Genomic DNA, 17,742 nt, shown 5'->3' with positions numbered 1-17,742 from the left:
GAGGGAAGAAAACCACCCCGCCGGGAAGCACGGGCTTTCCGGCGGGTGATGGTCGTGTCACGATAACGGCGCCTTCGATTACAGGGAGAAGCCGATGCGTGACGATCCGACACCGTTAACCGAGGCGCCGACCACCACCCCGGCGCCGTCGACCAGGGCGCGGACCACCCGACGGGCTACCCAATGGACTGCTCAACAGACGGCTCAACGGCCGACCGAGCAAACCGCCCAGCAGACGGCGCAGCGGACGATCCGGCTGCGGGCAGGTTTCCCTTGCCGCTGGAGCGTATGGAGCGCCGACGGCAAAGGCTGGTTCCCGCGCGACACCCCGCCGGCCCGCGACCCCGACGGCCTGCCGTACTTCCACGGCGACGACCTGGTGCTCGACGTCCCACGCGAACCGCTGACGGTCAGGGCGGCCAGAGGCATGGAGTACGACTGGGCCGAGACGACCCTCGTGCCGGGCGACGGCGAGACGCTGATCGAGCTGGCGCCGCGGCGCATCTACGACGCGGCGGCCCGCGGCTGGTACGGCGCCGACCTCCATGTCCCCCTCAACCAGCCGTCCCGGCACGGCCCCCTCACCCGGCCGCCCCAGTGGGTGGCCGACTCGCAGCACGGCGAGGACCTGCACGTGGTCAACCTGCTGCCGGGCGACCAGGACGCCGTCGAGCGCTGGTCGGGGCGCGATCTGCCGTGGTCGGACGAGACGCACGTGGCCAGGGTGGATCTCGCCCACCACTCGCTCGGCCCCGAAGAGTGCTACGACAACGTACGCAAGCTGCGCGAACGAGGCGCGCTCATCGGCTACGCCAACGCCTTCCGCGGTCCGGTCGAGACACCCGAGCAACTCGTCGGCGAAGGCGATCCGGGCTACGACGCGCGGCTGTCGGTGGTCGACGCGGCGCTCGGCCTGGTCGACAGCTTCTGCTCGGCGATCGGCTCGGACCGCGCCTACCGCAGGCTGATCGGCGCGGGCAACCGCGTCGCCGCCGTCGCCGGTACGGGTCAGCGGCCCGGGCCGATCGGACGCGAGCGCACCTACGCGCACGTGACCGGGCCGCTGACCGCCGAGTCCTACGCCGACGCGGTACGGCGCGGCCGCACGTTCGCCACGACCGGCCCGTTTCTCGAGTTGTCCATCGAGGGCCACGGCCCCGGCGCCACCCTCGACCTGACCCCCGGCAGCCGGGTGCGCGTCGTCGGGCGGGTGATCGGGCCGCTGGTGGAGAACGTACGGCTGCTGACCGCCGACGGCGAACTGGCCGCGGGCCCGACCGGTGAGGTGGCGGCGGAGCTGACCGTGATCTGGCCGACCTATGTGGTGGCGGTCGCCGAGGGCGGCGGGCAGGTACGGGCGCACACCAGCCCGGTCTACCTCGACGTCGAGGGCCGGCGGGTGGCCAGGGAAGAGGATGTGACGTTCTGCCTGCGCTGGCTGGAACTGCTCGAAGAGCTCGTCAGGGACCGGGTGAGCGCCGACTATCTGGCGGTCGTGGAGGAGGCCCGCAGGGTCTACCAGTCCCGCCTGGCGTGAAAAACGGAGGAACGCGGGCCCCATATCGGGGGTGCCCGCGTTCCTCTCTACGTGCTTACCGAGATCAGACCTGGCCGGCCTTCTCCAGGGCCGAGCAGCAGGTGTTGACCAGCAGGCGGGTGACCACGTAGGGGTCGACGTTGGCGTTGGGGCGGCGGTCCTCGATGTAGCCCTTCTTGTCCACCTCGACCTGCCACGGGATGCGTACGGAGGCGCCGCGGTTGGAGACACCGTAGCTGTACTTGTTCCACGGGGCGGTCTCGTGGGCGCCGGTCAGGCGGCTCTCGATGCCCACGCCGTACTGGGTGATGTGCTCCATCGGCTTGTCACCCTCACCCAGGGCCTCGCACGCGGTGATGATGGGCTCGTAGCCCTCGCGCATCGCCTTGGTGGAGAAGTTGGTGTGCGCGCCGGCGCCGTTCCAGTCGCCGCGGGCGGGCTTGGCATCGAGGGTGGCCTCCACGCCGAACTCCTCAGCCGTACGGTAGAGCAGCCAGCGGGCGATCCACATGTGGTCGGAGACCTCCAGCGGGCCGGCCGGGCCCACCTGGAACTCCCACTGACCCGGCATGACCTCGGCGTTGATGCCGGAGATCGCGAGGCCGGCGGCGAGGCAGCGGTCGAGGTGAAGCTCGACGATCTCGCGGCCGAAGATCGCGTCGGCGCCCACGCCGCAGTAGTAGGGGCCCTGCGGGGCGGGGAAGCCGCCCTCGGGGAAGCCCAGCGGGCGGCTGCCCTTGAAGAAGGTGTATTCCTGCTCGATGCCGAACCAGGAGTCCTGGTCGGCGAACTGCTCGGCGATCGGGCGGAGCAGGGCGCGGGTGTTGCTCTTGTGCGGGGCGCCGTCGATCTCCTCGACCTCGCAAAGGACCAGCACGCTGGAGCCGCCGCGAATCGGGTCGGGACAGGTGAAGACCGGACGGAGCACGCGGTCCGAGGAGTGGCCCTCGGCCTGGTTGGTGCTGGAACCGTCGAAACCCCAGACCGGCGGCTCGGCTCCGTCAGCGAGGATCCTGGTCTTCGAGCGCAGCAGGGCGGTGGGCTCGGTGCCGTCGATCCAGATGTACTCAGCCTTGTAGCTCACGTCGGTCCTTTCAGGATGTCTCACAGCCACGCCGAGTCTTGCGGTCAACCGTTTCCCGGTTTTTGCCCGAATGTGAACGTCGTGTTAATCAGTACGGAGAGTCCACCGGGCTATAAGATCATTTATTACAAAATGGGGGGATCTTCATGTACGACCTGTGGTCCGCGCCGGAGGCCGCCGGGCTGGAGTGCCAGTGACAGTGACCGACCTCGACGAGGCGCGCAGGCCACGCGGCCACAAGCACGATCCCGAGGCGCTCACGCCGGGACAGCGGCAGCTCGGCCGGCACCTGATCGACGTGCACAACGGCTATCGCCAGGAGATGCGACAGGTCCTGGACGCGCTCGACCAGGTCGCCGTGGGCGCCCTCGACGCGGCCGCCCTGCGCTCGGTGATCAACCAGCTGACCATGCGCCAGAACTACTGGACGCTGGGCGCGTTCTGCGCGACGTTCTGCCGGCTGGTGACCGTGCATCACACGATCGAGGACGAGGCCATGTACCCGGCGATCCTCGAGCGCGACGGCTCGCTCGGGCCGGTGATCGAGAAGCTCAAGGAGGAGCACGAGGTCATCGCCGGGTTGCTGACCCGGCTCGACCAGGCGTGTGTGGACCTGGTGGCCGGCGACACCGGCCTCGACCGGGTACGGGCCGAGGCCGAGCAGCTGGCCGCCGTCCTGTCCTCACACTTCACCTATGAAGAGGAAGAGCTGGTCGAGCCGATCGGCCGGCTGGACATACGGGTCTAGGGCCTCCTGTCCTTGCCGTCGTAGCCGAGCAGCCGCATGGCCGTGTCGGGGTCCATCGCGGCGGCCAGCAGTTGCGCCCTGGCGTGGGCCTGGTCGCGTTCGTGTTCCGCCTTGGCCTGCGCCGTTCGTACGGCCTTGATGGCGATGAGCGCCAGGCCGGCGCCCACGATCACCGCCACCACGACCACGAACAGGACGAGCAGCAGTCCGGGCGAGGCCATCCCGGCGACCGGGGTCACGCCCGTCAGGACCAGGCCGGTGAGGAGCGCGAGCACGACAAGCGCCAGCAGGCTGGCGACGACGACCCACGCCCGGCGCCTGGGCGGCGGTGGCTCGACCGGCTGGGAAGACGGCGCCGCGTAGACGGGCGCGGGGTCAGGCGCCCACGACACGAACTCGGGTCGGCCGGGCTCGGCGACGAACTCCAGCCTCCCAGGTTCGGCGGCGGAAACCGGCCGCCCCGGCTCGGCGACGAACTCGGCGGTCACCACGACGGGCTCGGCGGCCGGGCTCGCGGGCAGGACGGTCGCGACCGGCTCAGGCCGAAGAACCGGCTCGGGCCGAAGAACCGGCCCAGGCTGAAGGACCGGCCCGCCCGGCCAAGCCGCGGGCTGACCCACTGACGAGCCGACCGGCCACCCGGCGGTCTGACCGTTGGGCTGGGCGGCAGGATCCTCCGCCTGCCCAGGCAGGTCGCGCTCGATCCGGCTGTGCTCCTTGTGCGCTCTGGCGGCGTCCCGGTGGTACTCCTCCAGTTCCTGGTACAGCTCGTCGGAGGCGTAGATCGTGCCGTCGATGAGCGGCCCGGTCGCCCGCTCGATGATCGCCACGACGTCGTCGCCGTTGAGCGTCTTGTGCGTCTCCAGTGCGTGCGCGAGGCAGAGCACGTCCCGGCGATGCTCCTCCAGCAGCCGCTCGGTCTTCTCCAGCAGCCGGACCAGGTTGAACTCGATCCGCTCGCCCAGCACGTCAGGCGTCAGCTCGGCCTGGCCCCGGCTCGGCTCCCGCTCGGTGATGCCGATCGGGCCGCCACCGCCGCCGCGCCGTGGCATCGCCTTGCCGCCGTGGATCTCCAGCTCCTGCAGCGCGGGAAGGGAGGTGACGCCCGAACCCATCCCCCAGTACGACTCCATGAGCGCCGTCAGGAACGTCGCCGAGTGCAGGTCGCTGGAGACCCCGGAGGAGTTGTCCTCGCCGAAGAACATCCGCTCCCCCGCCAGAGAGGCGAGCGAGACCATGATGTCGGCCTCGTACTCGGACTTCCACCGGGTGAACTGGTCCTCGGGCTTGATCGAGGCGACCATGCCCAGGTAGTCGGCGCCCTTCTCGATCGTGGCGATGTCGATCTCCAGGTGGAAGCGGGTCACGTAGGCCACCACGGCGTGGCACGCCTCGTGCACGGCCACGGCGTGCCGCTCCCGCTCGATGTACTCGACGTCCTCGGGCGGGCCGAGCTGCTTGAGCCGCTTGGCCCGCAGTACGTCGGACCAGGAGATGATCTCCCGGCCGTCGCGGATCGCGGTGATGAGCGACTCGTTCACCAGGTCCTTGATCGTGGCACCCGTCGCGTACGGGGTGATGGTGGCGAGCTTGTCGATCTGCTCCCAGGTCAGCTCGTGGCGGACCTTGCCGAAATAGCCCCGGTACGTGCTAACTCGTCCGGCCTTGGAGGGGTAGCCGACCTTGTAGATGCGGTCGATGCTGCCGGGACGCAGCAGCGCCTCGTCGAGCGCGTCGGGCCGGCTGGTGGCCAGCATGACAAGGATGCGGAACTTGGGTGGCGGCTTGGGCCGCATCCCGAGCAGCCGCCTGACCAGGCGGTTGAAGAAACCGCGCGGCTTCTTGAGCCCGGACAGCTCGGTGAGCAGGGTCCGCAGCGTGCTCGGGGCGCCGCTGTTCATGCCGCCGCCCACGAAGAAGCGGGTGCGGGTCTCCGGCTCCTCCTCCCGCCGGGCGCGGAAGGCGAGCACCGAGCGGGTCTCCTCGGACAGATAGTTGGCACCGTGGCAGCCGGAGTAGCCGCCAACCTGCCCCTGCGGGCCCTGCTGGGCGAGCCGGCCGCGCCGGCCGAGCGAGTCGGCCTCGTCGAAGAAGACGATCACCCCGCCGTACCTGAGCGCGAGCTTGCGCAGCTTCCTGAAGAGCGCCTTGACCTTGAGGACGCCGACGCCGATGAACAGGTTCGTGAACGCGCCGGGATCGACGAACACGTACGGCTTGCCGGTCTCGCCGGCCACCGCCTCGGCCATCAGCGTCTTGCCGGTGCCCGGCGGCCCCCACAGCAGCAGGCCGCTGGGCACGTACCCGCCGCGCTTCTCGATCTCGTCGGGTCGTTCCAGGAAGACGATGTTCTCCTGGACCCGTTCGACCACGTGGTCCTGTCCCCAGACGTCGGAGAAGCGGGTCTTGATGTCGTCGGGGAAGTACGTCTCGACGCCGCCTCTGGACAGCAACCAGAGCAGGGCGACGACCGCGATGATGGCCAGAAGGAGCAGGAACACGATCTGGACCAGGAACGGCATCGACTTCCAGATCAGCGCGGGCGCGCTGAACATCGCGAGGAACGGGCTGGTGTCGAGCACCGCGCCGAGTGCCAGCGCGATCAGCACCACCCAAAAGATGATCTTCGCGGCCAGGGAGCAGCGGTACCTGGTCCAGTCGTCGAACCGCCGATGGGACCACCGCTCGAACCCGCCGAAGACACGGTGGTTCCAGAAGCGGTGGTAAGCCCACCACCGCTCGCTGAGGAAGATGTGGAACTGCCGCAGGTCCTCGACGCCCAGCAGCCAGAAGATCCACTGGTTGGTGTACGCGACGACCCGAACGGCCTCGCCGAAGGACACGATGCCCTCAAAGTCGGCCATCATCTTCCAGGTGAGGATGAGGTAGACGAAGAGCAGCCCGATGAGGAACTTGCCGCGATCCCAGAACCGCAGCTTCTTCCTGGTCACGGCTTCGGGATCGGAGGGGCCGCTACCGGGCGCGCGCAGCCCGCCGCGATACGTGGTCGTGGTCAATGACGCTCCCTCATCCGGGCAGCCGGAGCAGCTTGAAGGTTTGCTCGATCTTGTCGAACTCGGCCGCGCGCGCTCTGAAGCAGATCGCCTGGCAGCCGATGAGCATCACGGAGACCGTGGCTCCCCGCTCGTCGAGGATGGCGGTGTGGTCGAAGGTCTGGACGTCACCGCCGATCTGGTAGTTGAAGCGAACCCGCACTCCCCTGGCACCACGATCCAGCTGGAGGATCTCATCTCTGATCGCCTCGAACCCGCTGAACAACGGCTGCCGCCCCGCCACGACCGCCTTGTACTCGTAGAGCGTGCGGTCCTGCGTGGTCACCGGCAGGATGAAGTCGCGCAGCCGATCCAGCGACATCGTGTCCCGCTCCTCGGCGGTGAGCTTGTGCACAGTGGCGTAGATGAACGGATCCGTCGAGCTGAGCAGGTGTCCGACGGACGGCCGCGCCGACTGGTCGAAGGCCGTGGACCAGACCCGCTCGCGCCGCAGCCGGGCCGCCTCCGAGTTCGGCCGGTCGCCCGACAGGGCGAGCTCGATCGGATAGGCGTTGAGCTGGCTGAAGGAGGAGGGCACCTTGAAGTAGGTGGTGCCTTCCCTGTCACGTACGTAGGTGAAATCCGGCTGCCCGCACGCTGACAGCATGACGATCGCGGTCATGAGCGCGATCCAAGCCCGTGTCTTGTTCACCAGGGCTTACCTCCGCTTTACGGACCAACGGAGTTGTTGTGCCCGCTTTCATGCGGAATGAGGCCGAGTGTACGGTGATAAATCTTGACCAAATCTTGGCCGTACCTTGGCTTCAGTTGTTACAGATCCGCTCGAAGCGGACGTCCGTACTACGTTGGCGTGCCCCCATTGGTTCAACCGGCAAAGTAGCGAAAGATAGAGGGATCCCCTGCTACCCGGAGCGGACAATGACAGAACCGGCCATGGAGACAGTGGACAGCTTCGGCATGATGGCGGAGCGGATGTTCGCCGACATCTGGTCGCGCGGCGTCCTCTCGACCAAGGAGCGCCACCTGCTCCTGCTCGGCCTGCTCGTCGGGCAGGGCATCGACGAGCAACTGGAGGTGCGACTCGACGCCGCGTTGCGCGCGGGCGACCTGAGTGAGAGCGAGTTGCGGGAGGTCGTGGTCTTCCTCACCCATTACGCGGGCTGGACCCGTGGCTCGCGGCTGAACAATCAGGTCGAGGATCTGATCGAAGCCGTCAGGCACGGTCGATCCGATAGACGCTGAGCGCGTAGAGCTCCCGCCCGTCCCTAACCGGACATATCGCCACGCATAAGCCTCTGCGCCATTGATCGGGGCGCTTGGTCGTACGATGGCGGTATGAGGCGTAAAGCCATCGCGCTTGTGACAGCCGCCGCCGCCCTCGTGGCGGCGGCGACGGTGGTCGTGATTTTCCGTTCGCCCGCCCCCGACGAGGCGGCGACGGGCGTCCAAAATACGCGCGCTCCGCAGGACATCGCGTCCCACTGGGCCAGGGAGCGCATGAATGAGGCCAGCCCGGGATGACGAAAAGCGAGGGGCCGTTACGCCCCTCGCCTCTTTTATCGTGATTAGTGGGCTGTTACATCGTTATAAACGTTGACAGCCCCGTCACCGTGGTAGGGCGACTTGTAGACGATATTGGTGGGGTTCTGGTTGGCGTCGACGTCCCGGTGACTGTTGGCGCCGATGATGTAGCCCCAGCCTCGGCTCAGCTGGAGGTCCTGCAGCCAGGGGCCGCCGCTGGAGCCGTGGAACATGTCGTTGTTCATGTGCATACGGTCGTCGGACGAGCTGGCGCGGGTGACGTTGCCGAAGCAGTACCACAGGTCGTTGCCGGTGAAGTCGGTGCGCTGGTAGCCGTCCTGCGGGAAACCGAAGGCGTTGATGCCGGTCCACGCCTGGCCCTGGTTGAACTTGTAGCCTTGCGAGCCGGTCCAGTCCTGGAGGTTGCCGCGGGCCGGCTGCGGGTTGAAGGCGATGGCCGCGATGTCGTAACTCCAGTTGTGGTTGTTGAACCAGCCGTTGGTCGTGTTGGCGTATCGCCAGGTCCAGCGGCCCTGAGGCTCTAGACCGTTGTCGGCGTCGGGGACGAAGATGAAGTCGCGGAACCAACCGGACGCGCCGCCGCTACCCGCGTGCACGCAGTGGCCGGACGTCCAGACCGTGTTCTTGTTGGCGGCGTTGATCACGCTGCCGGTGCAGTAGCCAGAGCTGTTGTCATTGCGCGTGTAGTAGATCTTGCCGATCGTGAGGGCGGGCATGCTCCCCTGACGCCCCCAGCGCTCGGCCCGCTGACCGGCGAGCAGACCGGCCGACGGACTGGCGGACCGGCTGATCTTCCTGGTCGGCAGCGATCCCTCGGCCGAGCGGCTGGGCAGGACGTTCTTGATCTGCTCCGGCGCCGCTTTCGCGTCCGGGACCGCCACGACCGGCTCCGGCGTGGCCGCGCGCATGCGTTCGGCGGTCCAGTGGGCCTGGATGCTCTTGCTGTCGGACTTGTTCACCGCCCCCGTGGCGGATGCGGCAGGGGAAGGTGCTGCCGTCGCGGTCGCGGTCGCGCTCAACCCCGAGACCGCCAGCATTGTCGCAAAAGCGACAATTGCGGCGCGCCTTGAGCGTGCACTCATGAATCTTCCCTTCCATGAAGCGATTCTGGCGAACTTTTTCATCTTGAGAGGTCGTCGCTTCAATGTGAAGGGGCAAGGGAATTAATTTTCGCCGACGCCCGAATGACGGCGCTGATTTTGATATCTAACATTTCACATGACAATAAAGGGTATTTGTGACGGTACTGGTGGTGGCGAGTCAATAGCGGTGTTTATTACACCGGAAACCCTCTGACCCAGCCATTCCCGGCCCCCGCCCCGGCAGGCCGGGACCCCCGCATCGAGACGACGCACAGTGAAGGAACGGATACAAAGGAATTGATGATGCGAAAACCCGCCAGCGGCCCTATTGTCACCCCTCGTGAGAAAATTTCCGATCATGGCGCTGACCGTCGCGTCGATGCTCTCCTTAACCGGTACGGCCACCGCCGCGACGACGGCCGCCGACCCCGTCAAACACCCCAAGCTGATCGCCAACCCCCTCTACGAGGCCGGCGCGCTGCCCGCCACCACCTGTGACGAGCCGCCGGTCAAGCGCAACAACCGCAAGCAGGCCCGCGCCTACATCGACGCGATCGTCGCCTGCCTCGACACCACCTGGGAACAGCACCTCACCGCCGCCGGCCTGCCCTTCAGCAAGCCCAAGGTGCGGCACGTGGACAAGATCCCTAAGACGTACTGCGGCATCAAGACCGACAACGAGGACTCCACGACCTACTACTGCGACCGCACCAACACGCTGATCTTCCAGGTCGGTAAGACGTGGCTCAAGGACCCGTCCGACATGTGGCTGCTCAGCACGGTCTCCTACATGTACGGCTGGCACGTCAAGAAGCTCGTCGGGATCGCCGACGCCTATGACGCGCTGTCGGTCCACAGCAAAGCCGAGGACCGCGAGCTGAGCCGGCGCAGCAAGCTCCAGAACGAGTGCCTCTCCGGCGCGTTCATCAAGAGCGTCTGGCCGCTGAAGGGCAGGACCACCAAGGACTGGACCTACCTGCAGAGCATGCAGAACGGTGACGCACCCGGTGAGGCACGCTGGTACGGCAAGACGGCCACCATCGTCGCCTGGAGCAAGCGCGGCTTCGCCACCGGCGACCCGGGCTCGTGCAACACCTGGGCGGCACCCTCCTCAAAGGTGGCCTAGCCCGTCCGGCGGCCGCCCTACCGCGGTCGCCGGATCGCCATGCAGGCCAGCCGTCGCCGAGAATTACGGTCATCGGAGACTCTAGGTAGTCTTAAGATCACACTAAGCGACGTACTGGCGAGGAGGCCGGCATGGGCAAGCACGAGCGTGAGCGCGACGAAAAGGACGAGCAGAAGGACAAGTCCTTCGAGACCGAAAAGCCGGGGCCGGACAAGCAGGCGGGCGGACGCGGCAAGCACAGCAGCGATCGCGGTGGCCGCGGCGAGAAGTGACCGGGGGCTCGCCACGGAGCGACACGGCGGCAACCAGTTGACAACTTCACCTCGAGAGAACTTATAATTCCAGCTGTAGGTTTCCTCTCGGACGGAGGATAGGTATTCCGGGGGACTGAGGAGCCCCCGGGTGTCTTCGGAGGTGAAGCGCGATGCTGCTCACGTCGATCGACCCGTTCATCCAGGAGTTCGAGCGGCAGTTCGACCGTCTCGCCCGCCAAGCGAACGCTCAGGGCAACGGGGCCACGATGCCGATGGACGGACTCCGCCGCGCCGACGATGTGGTGCTGCGGTTCGATCTGCCCGGCGTCGACCCCGACTCCATCGAGGTCACCGTCGACCGCGGCGTCCTGTCGGTGACCGCCCGGCGCGAGGAGGAGTATGAGCAGGACGAGCGCCTGTTCGTCCGGGAGCGAGTGATGGGCTCCTTCACTCGCCGGGTCTACCTGTCCGAGCACCTGGACGCCAACGCGATCGAGGCCGCCTACAACAACGGCGTGCTGGCGGTGCGGATCCCGGTGCTGGAGCAGGCCAAGCCGCGCAAGGTGGCCATCCAGCGCACCACCGAGTCACACAAGGCGATCAAGAGCTGACCGCCCACGCAGCACCCCTTGCACCTGGACAGGCTACGGCCCCGCCCGGTACGGCCCCTTCGAGCGCCACCGGGCGGGGCCGCCCGCATTCCGGCAGGAGGAACGGTCATGAAACTCCCCATGGACGACGAACACGCAGCCCTCTTCACTGTCGGTCAGGTGGCGAGCATGCTGGACGTACAGCAGGCATTCCTGCGGCGCATCGACGACAACGAGGTCGTCTCCCCCCAGCGCTCGGCGGGCGGACAGCGCCGCTACAGCCGTCACGAGATCGGCCGCGTCCAAGAAGTGGTGACGATGATGGACCAGGGCATGACGCTGCCGGCCATCCGCCGCATCATCGAGCTACAGCACGAACTCGCCCAGGTCACCCGCGAACGCGACGAACTCGCCCGGCGCCTGGCGGACGCCCAATCCCGCCCGGAGCACATCGAACGCCCCTGAGCGCCAGTGAGCATGCTCCCACCAGACGGTGCCGGGAGAGGCGTTAAGGTGCTGCCATGCCTACCGCATTGATCACGGGCGCGACCGCCGGCATCGGCGCCGCCTTCGCCCGCCGGCTGGCCGCCGACGGGTTCAGCCTGGTCCTGGTGGCTCGCGACGAGGCCCGGCTGGGCGAGATCGCGGGCCAGCTGAAGCTCAGGTACGGCGTCAGCGTCGAGTCGCTGCCCGCCGATCTCGCCACCGACGACGGCCTCGCCCGGGTCGAGGCGCGGCTGCGCGACGGAGTCGATCTCCTGGTGAACAACGCCGGCTTCGGCCACCCGCAAAAGTTCCTGGAGGTGCCGGTCGAGGACGAGCTACGCATGCTCAAGGTCCACTGTGAGGCCGTGCTCAGGCTGACGCTCGCCGCGCTACCCGGGATGAGGGAGCGTGACCGGGGCGCGGTGATCAACGTGGCCTCCGTCCTGGCGTTCTTCGTCCGCGGCACCTACAGCGCGTCCAAGGCGTGGGTGGTGAACTTCAGCGAGGCGACCGCGGCCGAGGTGGGCAGTCCGCGTATCAAGGTGATGGCCTTGTGTCCCGGCTTCGTGCGGACGGAGTTCCACGACCGGGCGTACATGGACACCTCCCACATCCCCCGCTTCCTGTGGCTCGAGGCCGACAACGTGGTCAACGCGGCCATGCGCGACCTGGCCCTGGGCAAGCGGGTGTCGATTCCGGACGTGCGTTACAAGGCGGTCGTGGCGATCGGCAAGCTCGTCCCTCGCACGATCGTCAGCGGCGCGGCGGCGAAGTTCGGCCGCTGACGGGGACGACTGGCTGAAAAAGGGTGGGCCCCCGCCGCGGGAGGGGGTCGCGGTGGGGGCCCTGTCCGGGTGCGAGGTGAGCGCACCCAGAGGGGTGTGAGGGGGACTCACGCCCGGTCCGGTCGTGAGCGGGCTCACGGCCGAGATTCGGTGGAGATCACTTGCCGACGTTCGCGTCGTGACCGATGGCCAGGCCGGAGGTCGGGTCGAAGAAGTGCAGGTTGTGCGTGTCCAGCACGAGGTCGAGGCTCGAGCCCGGACGGGCGTGGCTGCGGGCGTTCACGCGGGCGGTCCACAGCGACTTGTCGCCCGACAGCGGCAGCGCCGCCTCCTCGTCGTCGCCCGTGTCGGCGGCGGCGACGGTGTCCTTGTGCTCGACCGGCGGGGCGTCGATCAGGAACAGGACGTTGATCTCGGAGCCGAGCTCCTCGGTGACCTCCGCCTTGACGGCCAGCGTGGCCCAGCCGTTGGCGTTCTGGCCGGCGGAGGCGGCGTCCTCGAAGTCGGACGGGCGGATGCCGAGGATGACCTGCTTGCCGATGTACTGGTCGAGGCCGGGCTTGTCGGTGAAGGTGGAGTCCGGGATCTCCAGCTTGATGTCGGCGAACGTGACGGCGGCGCCGCCGTCGCGGACCAGCTCGGCGGTGACGAAGTTCATGGAAGGCGAGCCCATGAACCCGGCGACGAACAGGTTGACCGGCTTGTCGAACAGGTTCTGCGGCGTGTCGACCTGCTGCAGGAGACCGTCGCGCAGGACGCAGACGCGGTCGCCCAGCGTCATGGCCTCGACCTGGTCGTGGGTGACGTAGACGGTGGTGACGCCGAGGCGCTCGTGCATCTGGTTGAGGGAGGCGCGCATGGAGACACGGAGCTTGGCGTCGAGGTTCGACAGCGGCTCGTCCATGAGGAACGCCTGGGGCTCGCGGACGATGGCGCGGCCCATCGCGACACGCTGGCGCTGACCACCGGACAGGGCGGCCGGCTTGCGCTTGAGGTAGGTCTCCAGGCCGAGCATCTTGGCGGCCTCGTTGACCCGCTTCTGGATCTCCGGCTTGGGCATCTTGCGAAGCTTGAGGCCGAAGGCGAGGTTCTCCTCGACCGTCATGTGGGGGTACAGCGCGTAGTTCTGGAAGACCATGGCGATGTCGCGGTCCTTCGGCGGCAGGTGGTTGACCACCTTCTCGCCGATCGCGATCTCGCCACCGCTGATGTCCTCCAAACCGGCGATCATCCGGAGCGCGGTCGACTTACCGCAACCGGATGGGCCGACCAGCACCATGAACTCGCCATCCTTGATCTCAAGGTTGAGCCCGTTCACAGCCTTAACGCCACCGGCGTAGATCTTGTCGACATTGGTCAGAACGATGGATGCCATGACAGTCCTTCGCGCTCCCGGGCGGGTGACCCGGATGATGTGCGGGGGTTATCCATTTGCATGGATACGTTTTCAAGCATCTCACCCGAAACGGACATGCGTGTCAAGAGATCAGCGCATATCAGCGTCCTGGCCTTCCAGCGCGGCGGAAACCATGATGGAATCGTTTCCATGGAATCGAGGCGGGCAACCATCAAGGACGTGGCCGAGGCGGCGGGCGTCGGCGTCGCGACCGTGTCCCGGGTCCTGTCCGGCGGCTCGGCCAGCCCTGAGACAAGGGAACGAGTGCTGGCCGTCGCCGCCCACCTCGACTACCGCCCGAGCGCGCTCGGCCGCAACCTCCGCCAGCGGCGCACCGGCGGCATGGGGTTGTTCGTGCCCGACCTCACCGACACCTTCTACGGTCAGCTGGCCGAGGGCGTGCTGGCCTGCGCGCGCTCGGCGGGCGAGCCGGTCGTGCTCGGCTCGACGGGCGACGATCCCGAGCAGGAGGCCGAACTGGTCGGCATGCTGCTGGAGCAGAGCGTGGACCGGGTGATCGCGGTCCCGTCGGGCGGCGCTGAGACGTGGGCCCCGGCGATCAAGGCGGGCATGACGGTGGTCTTCGCCGACCGACTGCCGTCCGACGTGGCGTCTGACGCGCCGTCCGACAGGGACTTGGTGTCGCGTGGCGTCTCCGACCTCATGCTGCTGGACGGCCTGCCGCCCGCCTCGCGCGCCCGGCCGCTGGACGTTCCCGCCGTACTGGCGGACGACCGGGCCGGCATCCGTACGGCGGTGCGCTACCTGAGAGGGCTCGGCCACCGGCGCATCGCCTTCCTCGGCGGCCCGGGGCACGGCAGGCGGGTGGCGGCCTTCCGCGAGGCGGTCGGCGCGCCCGTGGACGAGGACCTGGTCGTGTTCGCCACGGGCAGCCGCGACTCGGCCTACGCGGCCGCGTCCGGGCTGTTCCAGAGCCGCCCCGACCTGACGGCCGTGGTGACCGGCGGCAACGTCCTGGGCGAGGCGGCCGTCCTGGCGGCCAGGGAGCTGGACCTGCGGGTGCCACGGGACGTGTCGCTGGTGATGTACGACGACGTGCCGTGGGCCGAACTGTGCTCCCCACCGCTGACCGTGATCGCCCAACCGGGCCGCGATATCGGCTACCGAGCGGCGGAGCTGGTCCTGCGAGCGGGGACCCGGCGCCCCCGGAGCGTACTGCTCCCGACGGAACTCATCGTCCGAGGCAGCTGCGGCCCCCGCCACTGACCACCCCCAACGTCCGCGGCGGCCCCACGCAACGGGCCACCCCCTGGGACGGTGTCGACGCACTTCGCCGGGCATCCGCCCCCTCCCCCGAAGAGGGCATCTTTCTCAAGGAACCCCAGCCACAACGGACCGTCGCAGGGAGCGAGGCGGTCGCGTGATGGACCGTCCGGGGAACCCCTAGACCACCTTCTCGATCGCCGCGATGACCGCCGGGTCATCCGGAGAGGTGCGCGGCCGGAAGCGGGCGACCACAGCCCCCTCGCGGTCGACGAGGAACTTCTCGAAGTTCCACTGGATGTCGCCGCCCGCGCCCTCAGCGTCGGGCGTCTCCACGAGCGCCTCGTAGAGCGGGTGCCGGCCGGGCCCGTTCACCTCGGCCTTCTCCAGCAGCGGGAAGTCCACGCCGTACGTGGTGGCGCAGAACTCCTGGATCTCCTCGGCCGAGCCGGGCTCCTGCCCCATGAACTGGTTGCACGGCATGCCGATCACGCTGAACCCGCGCTCGCCGTACTGCCGCTGCAGCTCGACGAGGCCGGTGTACTGCGGGGTGAGGCCGCACTTGGAGGCCACGTTCACGATGAGCACGGCCTTGTCGCCGACGAGCTCGGCGAGCGTGGTGGGGGCGTCCGCGAGGGTGCGGACGGGAATGTCACGAAGACTCATGATCTGACCCTACAGAAAGCCCCCTCTCCCGGTTTGTGATGCACTCCACATTTTCCCGACATTTCCCCTGAACAGCCCTAAAGAGTGATCTTTACCGACGATCTACCTTTTCATGGTCAATTCGCGGTAAATCGGGTGAATAGGGCAGGGTGGCGCGGCCCCCCGAACCCATCGAAAGGGAACCCGCATGCCCATGCTCCGCCGTACGAGCGCCTTGATCCTGTCCGCCACGTTCGTGGTGGCAGGCGGCGCGACGGCCGCACAGGCGCAGAGCTCCCAGGCAAGCACGCAACGCGCCATCAGCAACAACAAGGCCATCGCCAAGCACATGGTCGCCAAGCGCGGCTGGACCAAGGCCCAGTACCGCTGCCTGGTGCGCCTCTGGTCACGGGAGAGCGGCTGGAACCACCGGGCCGGCAGCGGCTCGGGCGCCTACGGCATCCCGCAGGCGCTGCCCGGCCACAAGATGGCCACCAAGGGCCGCGACTGGCGCACCAACCCGCGCACGCAGATCGCGTGGGGCCTCGGCTACATCAAGCAGAGGTACGGCTCCCCGTGCCGCGCGTGGGCGCACTTCCAGTCCCGCCACTGGTACTGATCCGCGCACCTCCAGCCTGTCCCTGTTTTCACGAAAGGCCAGGTCAACGCGCGAACGGGCCGCGCCATGGCGGTCCTGCGAGCACCCTAAATATCTCTAGCGATCACGCCATCGTCTTCCCAAAGCCAATCACCGAGAGTGATTGACAGTGACTGTGCGTAATAGAAACCGGGCTAGAGAAACGTCGTGGAGCCCTCCGGGCCGCCCAGCACCATGTGGGCGTCAACGGAAGCCCGGAGGGCCGCGCGGACCCTCCTCGTCCGAGCCACGGACGCGGACCGGCAAGGGCGCCGGGGAAGCAAGAGCGTCTGTCCGCACGCGACCTGGCAGCAAGGATCGACATGGACAGCAACCGCGCTCTGCGCTACACGTTCATCACTCTGACCACGCTCACGGCCGTCACCGGCAGTTCGACCCTCGTCTGGGCCGAAGCCGGACCGCGAACCGCACAGCCACGAACAGCCCAACCAAGAGCAGCTCAACCGCGAGTGACCGCACCGCGGATACCCGAGCCCCGGATCATCGAGGGCTCATGGCACGCCCCCGTGATCAAGACCCGTTCCTGGACCACCTCCGCACGGCCGAAGATCAAGATCAAGGCCAAGGCGCCGAAGAGCCGGAACAAGGGCATCGCGCTGAACCAGGTCGTCCAGCGAGCCTGGTCCTACCAGGAGTTCCAGTGCCTGGACAATCTCTGGACCAGAGAGAGCAACTGGAACCACCACGCGTACAACAGCTCCTCAGGTGCCTATGGCATCCCGCAGGCGCTCCCCGGAGGAAAGATGCGGGGAGCGGGCGAGGACTGGAAGTCCAACCCTGAGACGCAGATCCGCTGGGGCCTGGGTTACATCAAGGGCAGATACGGCAAACCGTGCGGCGCCTGGGGCCACTTCAGAGCGCACAACTGGTACTAGAAGAGCAGGAGGGCATCCGAGATCACCGGGTGCCCTCCCTCTTGCGCTTCGGCAGCACCGCGATCGCCTGGATCAGCAGCTCGACACCGAAGTCGAAGTCGGCGTCGTGGTCGCAGCTGGACAGCAGCGAAGCCAGCCCGTTCACCTCGGGGAACAGGGTGGGATCGACATCGTCGGGGTTGACCATCTGCCCGTGCGTCGGGGCGAAGGTGGGCGTGACCCCGACCTCGCGCAGCAGCGAGCCCACGATGTAGGCGATGAACATCCGCAGCACCCGCACCGCGTCCAGCCCGTCGAACCCGGCGCTGCGCAGCGTGGCCAGGGCCCGCTCGACCGGCAGCAGCCCGGCGTCGGAGTGGAGCTGGCGGCTGACGACGAGCATCGTGCAGCGCGGGTGGCCGTGCGCGATCTGGCGGAAGGCGCGGGCCTGCATCCGTACCCGGTCGGTCCAGTGGGCGTCGGGATCGTCGGTGAACTCGATCTGGCTGAGCACCGCCTCGGCGACGCCGTTGAGCAGAGCGTCCTTGTTCGGCACGTGGTTGTAGAGCGACATCACGCCGACGCCGAGGTCCGCGGCGATGCGCCGCATGGACACCGCGTCGGCCCCCTCACGCTCGATGAGGTCGATCGCCGCGGCGATGATGCGGGTCCGCGAGAGAGGCTCGGTGGGCATAGCTCATTCTATTGACGTACGTA

At 67.7% G+C, this 17,742-nt stretch carries 20 protein-coding genes; 13 read left to right on the top strand and 7 right to left on the bottom strand.

Annotated elements, in window-relative coordinates:
• Positions 1–94 precede the first annotated feature (94 nt).
• Positions 95–1,537, top strand: a complete 1,443-nt coding sequence (locus ACQP2T_RS19560; protein ID WP_433517535.1) for a CehA/McbA family metallohydrolase — start codon at positions 95–97, stop codon at positions 1,535–1,537.
• A 64-nt stretch (positions 1,538–1,601) separates the two neighbouring features.
• Here ACQP2T_RS19560 and glnII read toward each other — a convergent pair whose 3' ends face one another.
• Positions 1,602–2,621, bottom strand: a complete 1,020-nt coding sequence (gene glnII, locus ACQP2T_RS19555) for a glutamine synthetase (protein WP_357941387.1) — start codon at positions 2,619–2,621, stop codon at positions 1,602–1,604.
• A 193-nt stretch (positions 2,622–2,814) separates the two neighbouring features.
• Here glnII and ACQP2T_RS19550 point away from each other — a divergent pair, with 193 nt between their 5' ends.
• Complete coding sequence (locus ACQP2T_RS19550) at positions 2,815–3,369, top strand: hemerythrin domain-containing protein (RefSeq protein WP_433517534.1); 555 nt, start codon at positions 2,815–2,817, stop codon at positions 3,367–3,369.
• On the opposite strand, the gene ACQP2T_RS19545 is transcribed toward ACQP2T_RS19550, so the two are convergent.
• Positions 3,366–6,386: an AAA family ATPase gene (locus ACQP2T_RS19545; RefSeq protein WP_433517533.1), complete on the bottom strand. Its 3,021-nt coding sequence runs from the start codon at positions 6,384–6,386 to the stop codon at positions 3,366–3,368. The two genes, ACQP2T_RS19550 and ACQP2T_RS19545, sit on opposite strands and share 4 nt — an antisense overlap.
• A gap of 10 nt (positions 6,387–6,396) precedes the next feature.
• On the bottom strand, positions 6,397–7,074 hold the full coding sequence (locus tag ACQP2T_RS19540; protein ID WP_433517532.1) for an LptM family lipoprotein: 678 nt from the start codon (positions 7,072–7,074) through the stop codon (positions 6,397–6,399).
• Between the two features lie 227 nt (positions 7,075–7,301).
• On the opposite strand from ACQP2T_RS19540, the gene ACQP2T_RS19535 reads away from it, so the two are divergent.
• Positions 7,302–7,625, top strand: coding sequence for a carboxymuconolactone decarboxylase family protein (locus ACQP2T_RS19535; protein ID WP_433517531.1), 324 nt, complete (start codon positions 7,302–7,304; stop codon positions 7,623–7,625).
• A gap of 93 nt (positions 7,626–7,718) precedes the next feature.
• Positions 7,719–7,904 carry a hypothetical protein gene (locus ACQP2T_RS19530; RefSeq protein WP_433517530.1) on the top strand — a complete coding sequence of 62 codons (186 nt, stop codon included), beginning with the start codon at positions 7,719–7,721 and terminating at the stop codon, positions 7,902–7,904.
• Positions 7,905–7,948: 44 nt separating this feature from the next.
• Here the strand turns inward: ACQP2T_RS19530 and ACQP2T_RS19525 are convergent, their stop codons facing one another.
• A complete protein-coding gene (locus ACQP2T_RS19525; RefSeq protein ID WP_433517529.1) occupies positions 7,949–8,884 on the bottom strand; it encodes a trypsin-like serine peptidase in 936 nt (311 codons plus the stop codon).
• On the opposite strand from ACQP2T_RS19525, the gene ACQP2T_RS19520 reads away from it, so the two are divergent.
• The 6 genes from ACQP2T_RS19520 to ACQP2T_RS19495 all read left to right on the top strand — a co-directional run bounded on the left by ACQP2T_RS19520 (position 8,877) and on the right by ACQP2T_RS19495 (position 12,248).
• Complete coding sequence (locus ACQP2T_RS19520) at positions 8,877–9,092, top strand: hypothetical protein (RefSeq protein WP_433517528.1); 216 nt, start codon at positions 8,877–8,879, stop codon at positions 9,090–9,092. The two genes, ACQP2T_RS19525 and ACQP2T_RS19520, sit on opposite strands and share 8 nt — an antisense overlap.
• Positions 9,093–9,347: 255 nt before the next feature.
• On the top strand, positions 9,348–10,133 hold the full coding sequence (locus tag ACQP2T_RS19515) for a neutral zinc metallopeptidase (RefSeq protein WP_433517527.1): 786 nt from the start codon (positions 9,348–9,350) through the stop codon (positions 10,131–10,133).
• Positions 10,134–10,264: 131 nt separating this feature from the next.
• Complete coding sequence (locus ACQP2T_RS19510) at positions 10,265–10,405, top strand: hypothetical protein (RefSeq protein WP_433517526.1); 141 nt, start codon at positions 10,265–10,267, stop codon at positions 10,403–10,405.
• A 152-nt stretch (positions 10,406–10,557) separates the two neighbouring features.
• Positions 10,558–10,998, top strand: a complete 441-nt coding sequence (locus ACQP2T_RS19505; protein ID WP_358537836.1) for an Hsp20/alpha crystallin family protein — start codon at positions 10,558–10,560, stop codon at positions 10,996–10,998.
• A gap of 108 nt (positions 10,999–11,106) precedes the next feature.
• Positions 11,107–11,442: a MerR family transcriptional regulator gene (locus ACQP2T_RS19500; RefSeq protein WP_433517525.1), complete on the top strand. Its 336-nt coding sequence runs from the start codon at positions 11,107–11,109 to the stop codon at positions 11,440–11,442.
• 56 nt (positions 11,443–11,498) lie between these two features.
• Positions 11,499–12,248 (top strand): SDR family NAD(P)-dependent oxidoreductase, encoded by a 750-nt coding sequence (locus ACQP2T_RS19495; RefSeq protein WP_433517524.1) that lies wholly within the window; start codon positions 11,499–11,501, stop codon positions 12,246–12,248.
• A 157-nt stretch (positions 12,249–12,405) separates the two neighbouring features.
• Here the strand turns inward: ACQP2T_RS19495 and ACQP2T_RS19490 are convergent, their stop codons facing one another.
• Positions 12,406–13,623 carry an ABC transporter ATP-binding protein gene (locus tag ACQP2T_RS19490; RefSeq protein ID WP_433517523.1) on the bottom strand — a complete coding sequence of 406 codons (1,218 nt, stop codon included), beginning with the start codon at positions 13,621–13,623 and terminating at the stop codon, positions 12,406–12,408.
• Positions 13,624–13,794: 171 nt separating this feature from the next.
• Here ACQP2T_RS19490 and ACQP2T_RS19485 point away from each other — a divergent pair, with 171 nt between their 5' ends.
• Positions 13,795–14,871, top strand: coding sequence for a LacI family DNA-binding transcriptional regulator (locus ACQP2T_RS19485; RefSeq protein WP_433517522.1), 1,077 nt, complete (start codon positions 13,795–13,797; stop codon positions 14,869–14,871).
• Positions 14,872–15,048: 177 nt separating this feature from the next.
• On the opposite strand, the gene ACQP2T_RS19480 is transcribed toward ACQP2T_RS19485, so the two are convergent.
• Positions 15,049–15,534, bottom strand: a complete 486-nt coding sequence (locus ACQP2T_RS19480; protein ID WP_433517521.1) for a glutathione peroxidase — start codon at positions 15,532–15,534, stop codon at positions 15,049–15,051.
• A gap of 187 nt (positions 15,535–15,721) precedes the next feature.
• On the opposite strand from ACQP2T_RS19480, the gene ACQP2T_RS19475 reads away from it, so the two are divergent.
• Together ACQP2T_RS19475 and ACQP2T_RS19470 are read left to right on the top strand one after the other, a co-directional pair.
• Positions 15,722–16,132, top strand: coding sequence for a transglycosylase SLT domain-containing protein (locus ACQP2T_RS19475; RefSeq protein WP_433517520.1), 411 nt, complete (start codon positions 15,722–15,724; stop codon positions 16,130–16,132).
• Positions 16,133–16,473: 341 nt separating this feature from the next.
• Positions 16,474–17,046: a lytic transglycosylase domain-containing protein gene (locus ACQP2T_RS19470; RefSeq protein ID WP_433517519.1), complete on the top strand. Its 573-nt coding sequence runs from the start codon at positions 16,474–16,476 to the stop codon at positions 17,044–17,046.
• A gap of 22 nt (positions 17,047–17,068) precedes the next feature.
• On the opposite strand, the gene ACQP2T_RS19465 is transcribed toward ACQP2T_RS19470, so the two are convergent.
• Positions 17,069–17,719: a TetR/AcrR family transcriptional regulator gene (locus ACQP2T_RS19465; RefSeq protein WP_433517518.1), complete on the bottom strand. Its 651-nt coding sequence runs from the start codon at positions 17,717–17,719 to the stop codon at positions 17,069–17,071.
• Between the last annotated feature and the right edge of the window lie 23 nt (positions 17,720–17,742).

The sequence above is a fragment of the Nonomuraea sp. CA-143628 genome, assembly GCF_050942315.1.
Classification (GTDB): Bacteria; Actinomycetota; Actinomycetes; order Streptosporangiales; family Streptosporangiaceae; genus Nonomuraea.
Note: the sequence above shows the minus strand (reverse complement) of the source record. Positions and strands in the feature narration are given on the sequence as shown.